This is a genomic window from Flavobacterium circumlabens (assembly GCF_004345565.1).
GTDB lineage: Bacteria > Bacteroidota > Bacteroidia > Flavobacteriales > Flavobacteriaceae > Flavobacterium > Flavobacterium circumlabens.
In genome coordinates, this window is sequence record NZ_SLWA01000005.1 from 261,802 (window position 1) to 277,910 (window position 16,109).

The 16,109-nt window shown below is 36.0% G+C and carries 16 protein-coding genes; 6 read left to right on the forward strand and 10 right to left on the reverse strand.

Annotation, left to right across the window (positions count from 1 at the left end; genetic code table 11):
- Positions 1–14 precede the first annotated feature (14 nt).
- A complete protein-coding gene (gene lipA, locus EV142_RS13985) occupies positions 15–881 on the reverse strand; it encodes a lipoyl synthase (RefSeq protein ID WP_029272210.1) in 867 nt (288 codons plus the stop codon).
- A 331-nt stretch (positions 882–1,212) separates the two neighbouring features.
- Here lipA and EV142_RS13990 point away from each other — a divergent pair, with 331 nt between their 5' ends.
- On the forward strand, positions 1,213–2,076 hold the full coding sequence (locus EV142_RS13990; RefSeq protein ID WP_132036484.1) for a M48 family metalloprotease: 864 nt from the start codon (positions 1,213–1,215) through the stop codon (positions 2,074–2,076).
- Between the two features lie 58 nt (positions 2,077–2,134).
- On the opposite strand, the gene EV142_RS13995 is transcribed toward EV142_RS13990, so the two are convergent.
- The 9 genes from EV142_RS13995 to recF all read right to left on the reverse strand — a co-directional run bounded on the left by EV142_RS13995 (position 2,135) and on the right by recF (position 10,465).
- A complete protein-coding gene (locus tag EV142_RS13995; RefSeq protein WP_132036485.1) occupies positions 2,135–2,515 on the reverse strand; it encodes a PH domain-containing protein in 381 nt (126 codons plus the stop codon).
- 212 nt (positions 2,516–2,727) lie between these two features.
- Positions 2,728–3,552 carry an energy transducer TonB gene (locus EV142_RS14000; protein WP_132036486.1) on the reverse strand — a complete coding sequence of 275 codons (825 nt, stop codon included), beginning with the start codon at positions 3,550–3,552 and terminating at the stop codon, positions 2,728–2,730.
- 164 nt (positions 3,553–3,716) lie between these two features.
- Positions 3,717–4,268 (reverse strand): RNA polymerase sigma factor, encoded by a 552-nt coding sequence (locus EV142_RS14005; protein ID WP_132036487.1) that lies wholly within the window; start codon positions 4,266–4,268, stop codon positions 3,717–3,719.
- Positions 4,259–5,365 carry a glycosyltransferase gene (locus EV142_RS14010; RefSeq protein ID WP_132036488.1) on the reverse strand — a complete coding sequence of 369 codons (1,107 nt, stop codon included), beginning with the start codon at positions 5,363–5,365 and terminating at the stop codon, positions 4,259–4,261. Before EV142_RS14010 ends, EV142_RS14005 begins: the two co-directional genes overlap by 10 nt.
- A gap of 83 nt (positions 5,366–5,448) precedes the next feature.
- A complete protein-coding gene (locus EV142_RS14015; RefSeq protein ID WP_132036489.1) occupies positions 5,449–6,063 on the reverse strand; it encodes an FMN-binding negative transcriptional regulator in 615 nt (204 codons plus the stop codon).
- Positions 6,064–6,152: 89 nt separating this feature from the next.
- The gene (gene murB, locus EV142_RS14020; protein ID WP_132036490.1) at positions 6,153–7,166 is read right to left on the reverse strand and encodes a UDP-N-acetylmuramate dehydrogenase; all 1,014 of its coding nucleotides are present in this window, start codon (positions 7,164–7,166) and stop codon (positions 6,153–6,155) included.
- Positions 7,167–7,332: 166 nt separating this feature from the next.
- On the reverse strand, positions 7,333–8,397 hold the full coding sequence (locus EV142_RS14025) for a glycosyltransferase (RefSeq protein WP_132036491.1): 1,065 nt from the start codon (positions 8,395–8,397) through the stop codon (positions 7,333–7,335).
- Positions 8,398–8,502: 105 nt separating this feature from the next.
- Entirely contained in the window at positions 8,503–9,180 is a 678-nt protein-coding gene (locus tag EV142_RS14030; protein ID WP_132036492.1) for a DUF2461 domain-containing protein, read from the reverse strand.
- A 205-nt stretch (positions 9,181–9,385) separates the two neighbouring features.
- A complete protein-coding gene (recF, locus tag EV142_RS14035; RefSeq protein WP_132036493.1) occupies positions 9,386–10,465 on the reverse strand; it encodes a DNA replication/repair protein RecF in 1,080 nt (359 codons plus the stop codon).
- A gap of 388 nt (positions 10,466–10,853) precedes the next feature.
- Between recF and EV142_RS14040 the strand changes: the two genes are divergently transcribed.
- The 5 genes from EV142_RS14040 (at position 10,854) to EV142_RS14060 (ending at position 16,065) form a co-directional block, all read left to right on the forward strand.
- Positions 10,854–11,633, forward strand: coding sequence for a tetratricopeptide repeat protein (locus EV142_RS14040; RefSeq protein WP_132036494.1), 780 nt, complete (start codon positions 10,854–10,856; stop codon positions 11,631–11,633).
- 81 nt (positions 11,634–11,714) lie between these two features.
- The gene (gene ribH / locus EV142_RS14045) at positions 11,715–12,287 is read left to right on the forward strand and encodes a 6,7-dimethyl-8-ribityllumazine synthase (protein WP_065450990.1); all 573 of its coding nucleotides are present in this window, start codon (positions 11,715–11,717) and stop codon (positions 12,285–12,287) included.
- Between the two features lie 212 nt (positions 12,288–12,499).
- Positions 12,500–14,410, forward strand: a complete 1,911-nt coding sequence (gene mutL, locus EV142_RS14050) for a DNA mismatch repair endonuclease MutL (RefSeq protein WP_132036495.1) — start codon at positions 12,500–12,502, stop codon at positions 14,408–14,410.
- Positions 14,407–15,156, forward strand: coding sequence for a rhomboid family intramembrane serine protease (locus EV142_RS14055; RefSeq protein ID WP_132036496.1), 750 nt, complete (start codon positions 14,407–14,409; stop codon positions 15,154–15,156). The genes mutL and EV142_RS14055 overlap by 4 nt, the downstream gene beginning before the upstream one ends.
- A gap of 45 nt (positions 15,157–15,201) precedes the next feature.
- Positions 15,202–16,065 (forward strand): rhomboid family protein, encoded by an 864-nt coding sequence (locus tag EV142_RS14060; protein ID WP_132036497.1) that lies wholly within the window; start codon positions 15,202–15,204, stop codon positions 16,063–16,065.
- Positions 16,066–16,109 lie beyond the last annotated feature (44 nt).

Sequence of the window (16,109 nt, forward strand, 5' to 3'; positions counted from 1 at the left end):
CGAATAACTTTTTTCTATAAAATATGTTTTTGTGCTTTGTAGGAAGAACGAACCAATGGTCCGCTTTCGACATGACGGAAACCTAATTCAAGTCCGAATTTCTCGTATTTCGCAAACTGATCAGGCGTTATGAATTCTTTTACCGGTAAATGTTTTTTACTCGGCTGCAGGTACTGACCGATGGTCACCACATCTACATTTGCATTTCGTAAATCTGTCATCGTCTGGAAAACCTCTTCTTCCGTTTCGCCAAGTCCCAGCATAATTCCGGATTTGGTTCTGTTGATTCCTTTTTCTTTTAAATAACGTAAAACTTCAAGACTGCGGTCGTATTTGGCCTGAATACGTACTTCACGTGTCAAACGACGAACCGTTTCAACATTATGTGAAACTACTTCAGGATTTGCTTCCACAATTCGGTCAAGGTTTCTTTCAATTCCCTGAAAGTCCGGAATTAAAGTCTCAAGAGTCGTATTAGGATTCATTCTGCGAATTGCTTTCACCGTTTCAATCCAGATGATAGAACCGCCATCTTTCAGATCATCTCTGTCAACGCTTGTAATTACGGCATGTTTAATATTCATGATTTTTATAGAGCGGGCTACTTTTTCAGGTTCATCCCAGTCTACGGTTTCCGGCCTTCCGGTTTTTACGCCGCAAAATCCGCAGGAACGGGTACAAACGTTTCCAAGAATCATAAAAGTGGCTGTTCCTTCGCCCCAGCATTCTCCCATATTAGGGCAGCTTCCTGAGGTACAAATCGTATTTAAGCTGTATTTATCCACCAAACCACGAAGTTCAGTATATTTTTGCCCAATCGGAAGTTTTACTTTTAACCATTTAGGTTTTCCGGTTGGTATATTTTCAATGACTGTTTCCATATATCAAAATTCAAAGCACAAAGATACGGAATGTTGTTTATTTGGAGATTTGTTTAAGGGTTAATTTGCTATTGCATTGCTTTGGGATTAAGAAAACTCGTATTGCATATAATTTAGGCTTACTGTTAAAATTTTGATTTAAAAAAGGCAAGCCTCCTGAACTGTTTTGTTTTTTATTAATTAATTGATTTAGGATGAATAATAGTGACAGCGGTTTGATTTTTACCAGTTTAAAATTTATATCTTTATTTGTTATAAAATTACTCGAAAAGAGATAAAATAGAATTTTGTTAATAGTACATTTGTTGTTAAATTGTAATAATATAAAAACATGAAAAAGAAATTTATAATATCAGGTGCTTTGTTTGCAGCCTTTAGTTTCACCAGTATGAATGCGCAGATTAATTTTGGTGAAAAAGCTCTTGGAGCTGTTCAAAAAGGAGTCGCTGGCTTTACACTAAGTAATGCCGATGCTGCAGCGTTGTCTAAAGAAGCAGTTGTTAAGTTAGATGCAGAAAATGTAGTTGCGCCTGCAACAGATGGATATGCAATACGATTGAACAGGGTCTTTGGTAAACATACTGCTGGTGAGGGATATACTTTAAACTTTAAAGTATATAAAGTAAAAGAAGTAAATGCATTTGCCACAGCTGACGGAAGTGTTCGTGTATATTCTGGTCTGATGGATATTATGGATGATAATGAATTATTGGCTGTAATCGGACATGAGATTGGTCACGTTGCGAATAATGATTCACGAGATGCAATGCGTGCAGCTTACCAAAAAGAAGCATTAATTGATGGGGTTTCTTCCCAATCGGCAACTATTACATCAGTAACAGATAGCCAGTTAGGTAAAATAGGAAGTGCTTTAATTGATAGCAAACACAGTAGAAAACAGGAAACAGAGGCTGATTTATTTTCGTATAACTTTTTGAAGAAAAACGGATATAACATCAATGCCGAAGAATCTGCCTTTAGAATTTTAGCAAAAATGAGTGAAGGAACTGAAGCTTCCTTTATCGATCAGATGATGAGCTCGCACCCGGACTCTAAAAAGAGAGCTGATGATGCCAAGGCAAGAGCGGAAAAAGATGGTTTGTATAAACCTTATGTGCAGCAAAAAATTGTAAACACAGTTCCCGCACCGGCTAAAAAAACGAAGACAACAAAAAAAGCAACTAAAAAGAAATAACCACTATTGATTATCATAAAAAAGAAAACCCGACAATTTAATTTGTCGGGTTTTTTTATTATCCTAAAACGTGATGTGCCAGAACTTTTTGTACATCATACACATTTACCGATTTGTTAAATTGTTTTACGATGCTTGGTTGTAATTCACTCGAAACCCAGATTTTTAATTCAGCATCAAGGTCAAAAGTACCTGCTGTTTCAATGCTAAAGCGAGTAATGCTTTTATAGGCAATTGATTTGTATTCTGTTTTACTTCCTGTAATTCCTTGTACGTCAACCAGAATTAATCTTTTGTTCGTGAAGATAAAAGTATCGCGGATAAGTTTAAAACCCATTTCGATTTCTTCATTGTCTGTTAAAAGTTGTCCGTATTTTTTAATTAAATCTTCTTGACTTACTGAACCAGCATTACCAATAATAGCCGAAAATATTCCCATTTTTATAGTTTTTAATTTTTAATACAATCCTTTTTATATACTGTAAATATACTTGATTTTACTGATTTTATGAATTGCTTTTTAATTTTATAAAGAAAGGAGTTAAGATGAAAGAAAGTAAAAAGGATGAAATTCAGGATGTGAAAAGGAATCAGAGCATTAAAAAAAATCCATAAAAAAAGGCAGAACCTAAATTCTGCCTTTTTATTTTGTTATTCCAGTTCCGTTTTTATTGTAATTGGAAGATTGTATGCGGTGCGAACCGGTTTTCCGTCTAAGATACCTGGACTCCATTTTGTTCTTAATGATTTCAGAACGCGAATAGCTTCTTTTCCCATTCCGTAACCCGGATCTTTTTTTACCATGATGTCTGTTAAGGAACCGTCTTTTTCAACGACAAAAGAAACATAAACCTGTAAAGTTTTTTCAGCATCCAGTTCCGGTCTTTGGAAATTATTTCCAACGAAAGTGTAGAATTTAGCCATTCCTCCCGGAAATTCAGGTTGTTTGTCTAATGTTGCAGCAAGCACAGGTTCGTTAGTGGTTGGAGCTACTGAAGCTACTTCTCCGCCATTACCATTTGATGGTAAAACATTAGTAGTAGCAACCCCTGTTCCGCTGGTATTTTCAACTACGGGTGCATTTACTTTATTAGTCGCAATTTCCTGCACAGCCTCTTCAGTTCTGGCAACAACAGGATTTGTAAGCTGAACTACTTCAGTTAATGGTGTCGAAGCGCTTTGCGGTGGTGCAGGAGGAGCGGGCGGTATGTCCTGATTTAGATCTACTTGTGTAACAATAACAGGATCCGTCATGGGAATATCCGTAGGTATTGGGTCAATGACTGCACTTGGTTTAAATTTGTTTACCAAAACAGAAGCACTGCCTATAGTTGCTATGACTAGCAATCCTGCAAATAAAGCTGTTATTGAATTTTTAGAACTTTCCTGGCGTAATTGGTACGCGCCGTATTCTTTGTTTTTGTTTTCGAAAACAAGATTGGTCCACTTGGTTTCATAGATGCTTAGTTTAGACATAATTAGATTGGATTTTAAGGTTAAGTAAACATTAAATCATAAGCAACAAAATTTTTGATTTTGATTGGACAATAAAAACAAAAGAACATGTAAGGGTTTGTGAAATTTTAATCTTTTTAAGAAAAAATACGTGGCTATTTTAATCTTTAACTAAAGATAATAAATTATCTATTACGTTCGATGATTTCTGCTAACAATTTTTTAGCGCGGAGTAGTTTTACTTTTACGTTGCTTAAAGGCTCATCAATCTTGAGTGCAATTTCCTGATAAGTCATTTCCTGAAAATAACGCAGCTGAATTACTTCCTGATAATGGGGTTTTAATTCTTTGATGCATTGCAGCAGACGGGAAAGATTTTGCTCTTTAATTAAAGCATCTTCCGCAGACGGAGTAGTGTCAGCGATGTTATATGCCTGTTGGTCTTCAGTATCCGTAATTTCTATAAAAAGATTGGTTTTCTTTTTACGTAATAAATCAATGTAAACATTTTTTGCAATTGCAATTAACCAGGTGTTGAACTGAAATTCAGGATTGTAAGAGGCAATTTTGTCGAAAGCTTTTGAGAAAGTTTCGATCGTAATATCTTCGGCAGTAGTTTCGTTTTCGGTACGTTTCAGCATAAATCCGTACACTTCATTCCAATAGAAATCTAACAAAAAAGTAAAGGCGATCTGATCGCCTTTTTTTGCTTTTTCTATTTTAGAATTTATTTCCAATGTACAGGTTTTGAAAAGATATTAGTTATAAAGATATTAATTTGCGTGAATATAAGCATGATTTCTACAATAGGAAACCATACTTTTAAATCTTTTTCTCTCAATTTTCCGGCTGAAAACCCCATTACAATCCACGCAATGGTGTAGCGAGTCGCGATTAAAGCCAATACAGCAATCCACTGAAATTGAAAAGACAATAGAAGGATAACTAATAAAAAGAAAAATAATTGTGAGGTGTAAAAAAGACCTAACTGAATTTTATCAAAAACTTTGTAATAATTTGCAGTAGAAACATGTCTTCTTTTTTGAGAAAACCATTCTGCATATGTTTCTTTTGGTTTCGAATACGTGAAACTTTCAGGAGTGTAGGCAATTGTAGTGTTGCTTTTATTGGCAGCCTGATTCACGAACAAATCATCATCACCCGAACGAACCTGAATGTGCTCGATAAATCCATTTACATTGAAAAACTCTTCCCTTTTGTAAGCTAAATTTCGCCCAACGCCCATATAGGGAAGTCCAATTTTTGCCCAGGAGAAATATTGTACTGCCGTAAGAACAGTTTCAAATCGAATAAGTTTATTCAATAACGAACGCTCTCTTTTCTCGTAACCGCCATAACCTAAAACAATGGTTTTGTTCAGGGTAAATTGTGAAGTCATTGCCGTAATCCATTCTTTTGATGTCGGATAACAATCTGCATCGGTAAATAAAAGATATTCTTTTTTGGATGCTTTAATTCCAAGTGTCAAAGCATATTTTTTGTTCCCCCAAAAGGCTTCATTGTTTTCTACTTTTACTAAACGAATGTTGCTGTATTGTTTTTCAAATTCTTCAAAAACTTCCAGTGTTTCATCGCTTGAAGCATCATCAATTAAAACAATTTCAAAGTCAGGATAGTTTTGTTCCGCTAATAGCGGGATATATTTTTTTACATTTTCTTCTTCATTTTTGGCACAGACAATCACAGAAACCGGAATGTCTTTTGGTGTGATGCTTTGCGGTTTGCCGAAAGCAAATTTCCCGAAAATGCCCAGATAGTAAGAAAGTTGTAGAACAACAATAGCAATAAAAAAGTAAAAAATGAATGTAAGCATCTGATTTTAATGTCTTTTGATTTCTGAATCTTGCGCGTGCAAATGTACTTATGAATTCCTAATTTTCAATGATTAATACCAATTTACTTTCGGCATTTTGACATTTCTTTCGCAACAGCAATAGCCTGAGGGTTTTCGGTCTTTTCCAACTCCGAAATTATGTTTTTATAATTAAAATCGTCTCTGTTTTGCGATAGTTTTTTTGTCGCCTGAATTTCATCAATTGCGATTTCAAAACCAAAAATTCCTCTGGCTTCACGCATGGTTTTTGTGGACAGGTTATCCAGGCGAACCGGATTCTCTGAACCAGCTTCGTATTTATCAACCAATTTTCTAAGGGATTCAATTGTTGCGGCTTCATCGGTAATTTTGATGCGTCCGTAAACATGTACGGCTATATAGTTCCATGTCGGGACATTCTCATGATCGTACCACGAAGAAGAAATATAACTGTGAGGACCTGAAAAGACAGCAAGAACCTGATCGTTTTCTGCAAAACCTTCTGCCTGCGGATTTAATTTTGAAATATGACCCTGCAGAACTTCTGTGCCATCAGCCTTAATTTCGAGTTCGATCGGAATATGGGTAGCACATAATTTTCCGTTGGTCAGATTGATCAGGATTCCAAAACTATTTTCTCTTAAGAAAGCTCTGATCGATTCCGGATCTTCGTTTTTGTATATCTCAGGTGTGTACATTTTTAGGTCTTGTTTTTTTGCCACGAATTGCATGAATTAATCCGAATAAATTAGTGGGAATTCGTGTAATTCGTGGCAGGATATTTAAATCAAATCACATTTACTTCAGCTTCGATATGAATGCCAAACGTTTTAAAAACCGTATCCTGAACGTCTTTTGAAACGGCTAAAATTTCCTGCCCGGTGGCATTTCCGTAATTCACCAAAACCAAAGCCTGATTTTTATGAACTCCGGCATCTCCGAAACGTTTTCCTTTAAAACCGGCTTGCTCAATCAGCCAGCCCGCAGGGACTTTTACTTCCGTTTCCGAAACTTCGTAATATTTCATTTCCGGAAATTTTTGGTGGATTTTCTCAAAATCAGATTTCAGTAAAATCGGATTTTTAAAAAAACTGCCGCTGTTTCCCAATTCCTTCGGATCCGGTAATTTACTTTGCCTGATAGTAATTACAGCATTGCTTACGTCTTTTAAAGTCGGCGCAGTAATATTGTTTTTAGCCAGTTCAGCCAGAATATCTCCATACGAAGTGTTGATTTTATGATTGCGTTTCGTCAGTTTATAAATGACCGATGTGATAATATATTGGTCTTTGATTTCATTTTTAAAAATGCTTTCCCTGTAGCCAAAATTACATTCGGCGTTGGTGAAGATTCTCATTTCCTGAGATTCAATGTGCATCGCTTCGCAGGAAACAAAAGTGTCTTTGATCTCGGTTCCGTACGCACCAATATTCTGAACCGGAGTCGTGCCAACGTTTCCGGGAATTAAGGACATGTTTTCTAAACCGCCAAAATCATTTTCAATGGTATAGAGAACGAAATCATGCCAGGTTTCTCCTGCCTGACTTTCGACCCAGACAAAATCATCGTCTTCTTTAATGATTTTTTTACCTTTTAAATCGATATGAATGACCAAAGCGTCAATATCTTTCGTTAAAAGCATGTTGCTGCCCCCGCCCAGAACAAATTTTTTCTGGTTTTTGCTTTCCTCTAAAATGGTTTTCAATTCGGCTGTTGAATGAACGGCTACAAATTGTTTCGCTTTGGCTTCAATACCAAAAGTGTTGTGTTTTTTTAAAGAAAAATTGGATTGGATTTCCATAGATAAAAGGCTTTTTTGACGTCCCTAAAATTCGGGATTATTCTGAGTTCAAAAGTAAGAATTATAATTTTTGGTTTTACCGCAAAGACACAAAGTTTGTGCAAAGTTCGTTAAGCTTTGTGTTCATTGCGTATCCCGATAGCTATCGGGATTGCGTTCTTTGCGGTTAATTTTTATTTCGCAAGTCTAACAATTCATGATACTTATCCGCAATAATCTTCATATTAATATTGTAATTCGCATTCTCTTCCACAAACTTTCGATTCTGTAAAATTGCATTGTTCCGGGATTCGACATTATTAAAAGACCAGATTAATTCTTCTGCCAGCATTTCGATATTATCAATTTCAATCAATTGCCCGTTCTCGCGGTGCGTGATCCAGCTTTGATTTCCGGCAATATCAGAAACTACCGGATAACAATTGCAGGCCATCGCTTCAAATAAGGAAGCCGAAACGCCTTCGGTTATCGGCATGCTGATATAAATATTCGATTGCTGCAATAATCGGGGAAGTTCCGTATTCGGAATTCTTCCTGTAAAAATCACTTTGTTTTCGATCTGTAAATCTTTGGCTAAATCTTTCAAAAAAGACAAACGGGTTCCGTCGCCCACAATAGTCAGTGAAAAATCAATCCCTTTTTGGTTTAAAATCGAAAAAGCTTTTAGAATCGAATCATGTCGGTATTCCGGCTGTAAAGAACGTGTTACGATAGCTTCAATTCGGGTGGCATTGGAAATGGACGGGGTGAAAACTGAAAAGTCAATTCCTTTTGGCAGCACCAGCACTTTATTCATGTCAACACCTCTTTCCTTCATCGAAATGGTCATCACGGGGCCCCAGGCATGAATCAGGTGTGCTTTTTTGAAAGCATATTTCTGAATGAATTTCTTAAAAGGCAATAAAATGGAACCTTCCGGCCATAAATCGGTTCTTCCCTGTTGCGCAATGGCAATGGTTTTGGCACCGGATAAAGCCGCAAGAAAGCCATAACTGGTGGTTCTTTCGGCAATTACCATATCGGGTTTTTCTTTTCGAATGATTTTTCGAATAGCAAAAGGAGCGAAGAAATATTCTGCGATACGCCTGAACCGGTTTAATTTTGAATTATTGGGTGTCTGAAGTTCCCATGTTATAATGTCAAAATCGCCAAATTCTTTCAGGCCTTTCATCCAGGTGATAGCATCAGCGCGATAGGACTCGCCAAGAAAAAGTATTTTTCTTTTTTTCATTCGGCAAACTTAATTTTTTTGCCACAGATTAAAAGATTTTACAGGATTTTTTAATCTGTGTGAATCTGTGAAATCTGTGAAATCTGTAGCAAAACTTTATATTTTCTAAAATTCATCAGTTTCTAAAGCACGATTAATGAATTCGTTTAAAGGTTTTAAAGCAATCAGCTTCTGACTCATCTTTGCCACAAAATCTTTTTGGGTCACTTCTTTAATGTCATACTTTTGAGTAGCGGTAAAACTTTTTAATTTTAAGAATTCAATGGCAGGATGTTCTTTTTCATAACCACGCGGTGGATTTTTAAGCGAATTGTTTTCATCGAAATCCAGATTTCCAAACTCTTTTTTGAAGTTCTTGTCGGCTATAATACCTTCTAAGTCCTCATGGAAAAAAGCAATTTCTTTACGGACTTTTTTTAGTTGTTCCGGATCCGGTGAATAAAAACCTCCTGCAATAAAACTGGCGCCTTTTTCAATATGGACATAATATCCCGAACGATTCTGACCTTTTGCGCCAGAAGACATCCAGACTCCTAAATGTGCTTTGTAAGGCGATTTGTCTTTAGAAAACCGAATGTCACGATTGATTCGGAACGTGCAATTTTTAACTTCCAATAATTCCAGCGAAGGATCTAAAGGTTTCATCGCATGAAGAAAATCACCCACTAACTGATGGTAATCTTTTTTGAAAATCTCGTATCGTTTTTTATTATCTTGAAACCAGTCTCTGTTGTTATTGGCTTTTAAGTCGTCTAAAAATTGCAATGATTCTTTCGTTAGCATATTGGATATTTATGACAGTTATTTGTTTTGGCTAATTTAATACTTCTCCGTCAGAGTGGTTGTAAAGTTCGACACGAATTTCACGAATTAGCACGAATTTTAAAAGTTTTTTTAGTCGTCTGGCTTTTACAAAGTCTTCAAATCTGTGGCTAATGATTATTGCAGATTATTATAATGAGTAAAAATTCGTGGCAAAAAAAGCTTCTTACAAATTAAAGATCTTATAACTCTGATGGGTCGATTTTACGATGGCTTCAGTTCGCTCCGGATGGGTATCGGAAATAAAGAGCTGCCCAAAAGTGTCACTGTTTACCATTTCGATAATTTTAGCTACCCGGCTTTCGTCTAATTTATCAAAAATATCATCAAAAAGCAACAGGGGTTTTACACCGCTTTGTTTTTTCAGAAATTCAAACTGAGCGAGTTTTAAGGCAATCAAAAAAGATTTTTGCTGGCCTTGCGAACCGAATTTCTTTATCGGATGCGAATCGATTTCAAAAGACAAATCGTCTTTGTGAATTCCGGAACTGGTATAATGTAACGCACGATCCTTATTAATCGTTTCCTGTAAAAGCGTCAACAGGTCTTTTTCGAATAAATGGCTTTCATAGACCAGTTGCACGGATTCTTCAGATCCGGTTATGGCTGCATGGTGTTTATTAAATATAGGTATAAACTGTTCCAGGAACTCTTTTCGCTTTTCAAAAATAGATTTTCCAAAAGCATCCAGTTGTTCATTATATATAGATAAGGTGTCGTTGTCAAAAACATGATTCAGGGCAAAATATTTCAAAAGGGCATTTCGCTGCACAATGATTTTCTGATATTGAATAAGCTGATGCAAATAGGTATGGTCCAATTGTGAAATTACACTGTCCATGAATTTACGGCGTGTCTCGCTGCCTTCAACAATCAGATCGCGGTCGGCGGGTGAAATAATCACTAATGGAATAAATCCGATATGATCTGAGAACTTATCATAGGCTTTACCGTTTCTTTTTAAGATTTTTTTCTGTCCTTTTTTTAAACTGCAGATAATTTGCTCTGTTCTGTCATTTTTTTCCAGTTCGGCATCAATCACAAAAAACTCTTCCCCGTGTTTGATGTTTTGAACGGCCAAAGGATTAAAATAACTTTTTCCATACGCTAAATGATAAATTGCATCCAGCACGTTAGTCTTTCCTATTCCGTTTTTCCCAACAAAACAATTGATTTTGTGGTCGAAATCAAAACTGGCTTCGGAGAAGTTTTTATAATTGAATAAAGAAATTTTGTTTAGGTGCATTTTTAAGGATTGTAAAGGATAAAATCTGCTGTTTTGAGCAGGACTTTTTCCGGAGATCCAGTTTTTACACCACAGATTGAAGGATTTTCAAAGGATTTCTTTTAAAATAGTGCTCTAATCTGTGAGAATCTGTAATATCTGTGGCTGAAATGATACCCGCAGCTCAGGAAAAGTCATGTTTTGAACAACAAAAATTTGAGGGTGCAAATTATCGAAAATTATCGATATAAAAGGCTTTTGAAGCTTTTCAGGATGAATTATTTTGCTGCTGAAGTCAAAGGAGTTGCGATTGTTGAAATTATTTTTTTTAAAATAGTGATAAAATTGATTTTTTTTACCTCAGTTTCAATAAAAATTTTATTTTTGCCGTTCACTAAATTAATTTTAAATGGCTACTTACAATAAAAGAGGATATAAAGCACCAAAAGAAAAGGAAGTTAAAGAAGTAAATGAAGAACAACAGGTAATCATTGACGAAAAAGACAGCACAACAGCTGGTGTTTTTTCAAAATTAGATGAGACTGCTTCTAAAACGGAGGATTGGGTTGCTAAAAATCAAAAAATCATTATTGGTTTAGTTGCTGGTATTGCAATTGCGACTATTGGATATTTGGCTTACCAAAAATTTATCGAAGCTCCGAAACAGGATGAAGCTGCCAACGAAATGTTTGTTGCACAACAAAACTTCCAAAAGGCGACTGATGGTGTAGCTAGCGATTCATTATACAAATTAGCTTTGAATGGTTCTGAAGGTAAATTCGGATTCATAAAAATTGCTGACGAATATTCAGGAACTGACGCTGGAAACTTAGCAAATTACTACGCTGGTATGGCGTATTTGAATACAGGTAAATTCGATGAGGCAATTAAATATTTAGGTGAGTTTAAATCTGAAGATTTGATTTTAAGTGCTTTGGCAAAAGGTGCAATCGGAGATGCTTACTCTCAGAAAAATCAGCAAAAAGAAGCTTTAGACTATTATGTAAAAGCGGCTGAATCTAACAAAAATGATTTTACAACACCTCGTTTCCTGCTTAAAGCTGGTAAAACTGCTTTAGCTTTAGGTCAGAAAGAAGATGCTTTAAAATACTTTACCGATATTAAAGAAAACTTCGATGCAACACCGGAAGCTGCTTCTGTTGATGTATTGATTGGATTAGCACAATAAAAATATTAGATTTTAAATTTAAGATTGTAGATTTGTATTTAAGAATCTAAAGTCTAATATCAAAAATCTTAAATATAAAAGATGGCTACCGAAAATAAAAATTTATCAGAATACGATAAAAACACGATCCCAAATGCGAAAGACTTTCGATTTGGGATTGTTGTTTCTGAGTGGAATGAAACGATAACTGAAGGGCTTTACAATGGTGCATTTGAAGCATTGATTGATAATGAAGTTCCTGCCCAGCAAATTATCCGTTGGAATGTACCGGGAAGCTTTGAGCTTATTTACGGTGCAAAAAAAATGCTGCAGACCCAAAATGTTGATGCCGTTATTGTCATTGGATGTGTCATTCAGGGACAGACGAAACATTTTGACTTTGTATGCGAAGGTGTTACGCAGGGAATTAAAGATTTGAATGTTCAAACGGATATTCCGGTTATTTTTTGTGTTTTAACAGACAATAACATGCAGCAATCTATCGACAGAAGTGGTGGAATTCATGGCAATAAAGGAACTGAAGCGGCAATTGCAGCTATAAAAATGGCTTATATCCGTCAACAGGCTTCTATGTCACACCCTTTTCATCAGCCATTATTGGCTTCAGGCGCTATTCAAATTGAAGAAACACCCATAAAAATCGAGAAAGAATAAAACACAATCGTTTTAAAAATACTAAAACCTGTACTGTGTAAAAATAGTATGGGTTTTTTGTTTTTTTTATGACTGCAGATGTTCTGAATCACAATCAAAATTAATTAAATTTGTACACCTTGGTTTTTAAAACCGGAAAAAATTAACAATATCAATCTGAGATTTTCCAGTTGGCTGAAATCGAGGACAAAACCTTAAACCCAAATTTCTTAATGTCAAGTATTATTCAATTACTTCCTGATCACGTTGCTAATCAGATTGCCGCCGGAGAGGTAGTTCAAAGACCTGCTTCGGTTGTAAAAGAGTTGTTAGAAAACGCTGTTGATGCCAAAGCAACCGACATTAAATTGATTATTAAAGATGCCGGAAAATCGTTGGTTCAGGTGATTGATAATGGAGCAGGAATGAGTGTGACCGATGCACGTTTGTGCTTTGCACGTCATGCGACCTCAAAAATACGTCAGGCAGAAGATTTATTCTCCCTTCATACCAAAGGGTTTCGCGGTGAAGCATTAGCTTCTATCGCTGCGATTGCCCACATGGAAATGAAAACCAAACAGGATCAGGAAGAACTGGGAACACACATTGTGATTGAAGGCAGTAAATTTATCTCTCAGGAAGTAGCGGTTTTGCCAAAAGGAACTTCATTTGCAGTTAAAAATCTGTTTTTTAATATTCCGGCACGCCGTAACTTCTTAAAGTCTGACACTGTTGAATTTCGCCACGTGATGGATGAGTTTCAGCGTGTAGCCCTGGCGCATCCCAATATTCATTTTACTTTTTATCATAACGGAAGCGAAATGTTCAATTTGCCCGCTGCGGGATACCGACAGCGAATTGTAGGTATTATGTCGGGTAAAACCAATGAGAAACTGGTTCCGGTAAGCGAAGAGACCGAAATCATAAACATTCAGGGATTTGTATGCAAACCTGAATTTGCTAAGAAAAACAGGGGAGAACAGTTCTTTTTTGTAAACGATCGTTTTATTAAAAGCGGTTATTTGCACCACGCTGTAATGGCGGCTTATGACGGACTTTTGAAAGATGGTTCGCAACCGAGTTATTTTCTTTATCTGCAAGTACCGCCCAATACAATCGATATCAATATTCATCCGACTAAAACGGAAATCAAGTTTGATGATGAGCAGGCTTTGTATGCCATTTTGAGAGCTTCGATTAAACATAGTTTAGGTCAGTTTAATGTAGCACCTGTATTAGATTTTGATCGTGACTCGAATTTGGATACGCCTTATCATTATAAAGATTTAGAGGGTGAGACACCAACTATTCAGGTAGATGGAACTTTTAATCCGTTTACAGACGACAAAACCAACCAGCATTATTCTAAATCCGGATCAGGATCGAGTTACGCAAGTAGTTCCGGCTCTGGTTCAGGATCAGGTTCTTATTCCGGCTATTCCAAAAGAGTGGAACCAACTGCCAGTTGGGAAAGTTTGTACGTGGGTTTAGAAACGGAAAGTATTGAAAGTTCTCCTTTTACATTCGAAAATGAAGAAGTTACTTCGTCTTTATTTAACGATGAGGATGTGGAACAGGCCAGTCAGAAAACCTATCAGATTCATAAAAAATATATTGTTTCCCCAATAAAATCCGGAATGGTGATTGTGGATCAGCAACGGGCGCATCAGCGTATTTTATACGAACAATTTTTGTTGAATATGACTGTTAATCAGGCTTCAAGTCAGCAATTGCTCTTTCCGTTGAACCTCTTTTATTCTTCGGGAGAAATGGAATTGATTGAAGAACTGAAACCTTCTTTGGAAACAACAGGTTTTGTTTTTGAAGGTGCTCAAGCCGATCATATCGTAATTTCGGGAATTCCGGTCAATATCACAGAAAGTGAAGTGTCACTGGTGATTGAACAGTTGCTAACGGACTTACAGGACGGAATTCCGGCGAGCAGTTACAGCCAAAATGATACAATAGCCAAATCGATGGCCAAAAGTTTAGCGGTTAAAACCGGATCTTATTTAACCGAAAAAGAGCAGGATAATTTAGTAAACGGATTATTTGCCTGTAAAGATCCTAATATTTCACCTTTTCAGAAACCAACCTTCATCACGATGCGTGTTGAAGATATAGATAAAAAGTTTGCCTTATGATGAACATGACTCCTGTAGTAAAACAATTGTTGATAATCAATATTATCTTTTTCATTGGTTCGCAATTGGTACCTGTTTCTTACGAATATTTCGCGATGTTTTTTCCGGAAAACCCAAGTTTTAAAGCCTGGCAGCCAATCACGCATATGTTTATGCATGGTGGAATCCTGCATATTGCATTTAATATGTTCGCGATGGTTTCCTTTGGATCGGCATTAGAGCATTTTTGGGGTCCTAAAAAATTTCTGTTCTTTTATATCTCCTGCGGACTTGGAGCGGCATTATTACATACTGGTGTGAATTATTATTTTTTTCAGGACAGTATAAATACCTTAATAGCGAACGGTTATAATAAAACAGCTATTTTGCAACTTTTAAACGAAGGTAAAATTGATACGAGATGGCAGGAATTGCTAACGGTTTCACAATTTGAAAGTTTTACGGGAGCTTATATGGGCACTGTTGTTGGTGCGTCCGGGGCAATTTATGGTCTGTTGACCGCTTTTGCTTTTATGTTTCCTAATGCAGAGCTGGCTTTAATGTTTATTCCGGTTCCCATCAAAGCAAAATATTTTGTTCCGGGAATTTTAGCAATTGATTTGTTTTTAGGTTTTAGAGGTAATTCTTTATTTGGAAGCGGTGGTACAGGTGTTGCCCATTTTGCTCACTTAGGTGGAGCGATTACGGGTTTTTTAATGATGCTTTACTGGAAAAAAAATCAATTTAATAAAAACCGTTGGAATTAATTTTTAACTTTAGATAATTAATTGTAAAAACCAAAAGAGAACTTTATGAACATTCTTGATGATTTGAAACTACAATACAAATTAGGTGGTATCGCAATGCGTGTTATTTATTGGAATGTAGCCTGTTTTCTGATTTCCTTAGTGTTCTTTTACCAATTTTCAATCGGGCAGTTTGCTTTTCCGGGCTGGCTGGCTTTATCATCAGATCCTGAAGTATTTTTATTTAAGCCGTGGACATTCTTAACCTATGCCTTTTTTCATGATGGATTCCTGCATTTGTTGTTTAATATGATGGTTTTAAATTTTGCCAGTAATTTGTTTTTAACCTTTTTTACACAAAAACAATATCTGGGATTGTACATTTTAAGTGCTGTTTTCTCCGGAATCATTTTTGTTTTAACCTATTATTTTTTAAATTATTCCGCTTCTATTGTTGGGGCTTCGGCTGCTATTATGGCAATTTTAGTAGCAACGACAACCTATCAGCCTCTAATGAATGTTCGTTTATTATTGGTAGGAAATGTAAAATTATGGCACATTACCGCTGTAATTTTAATTTTAGATTTAATGCAGTTGCGACTGGGTAATATGGGTGGTCATATTTCACACCTGGCTGGAGCGTTCTTTGGATTTGCGTATATAAAATTGCTTCAAAACGGAACAGATTTAAGTGTTATAATTTCTAAAATATTAGATTTTTTTGCCAATATTTTCAAAAAATCCCCTTCGACCCCATTTAAAAAAGTTCATAAAAATTATCAAAAACCTACAGAAAAAGTTACTTCCAGAATTGTTACAAAAGACAAAACCCAACAACAAATTGATGAAATTTTAGATAAGATTAGTCAGTCAGGTTATGATTGTCTGACCAAAGAAGAAAAAGAGTTTTTATTTAAAGCTGGAAAATAATCCCTGTAATAAAGAAAGCATGCAAAACCTGTCGTGGTTTAATA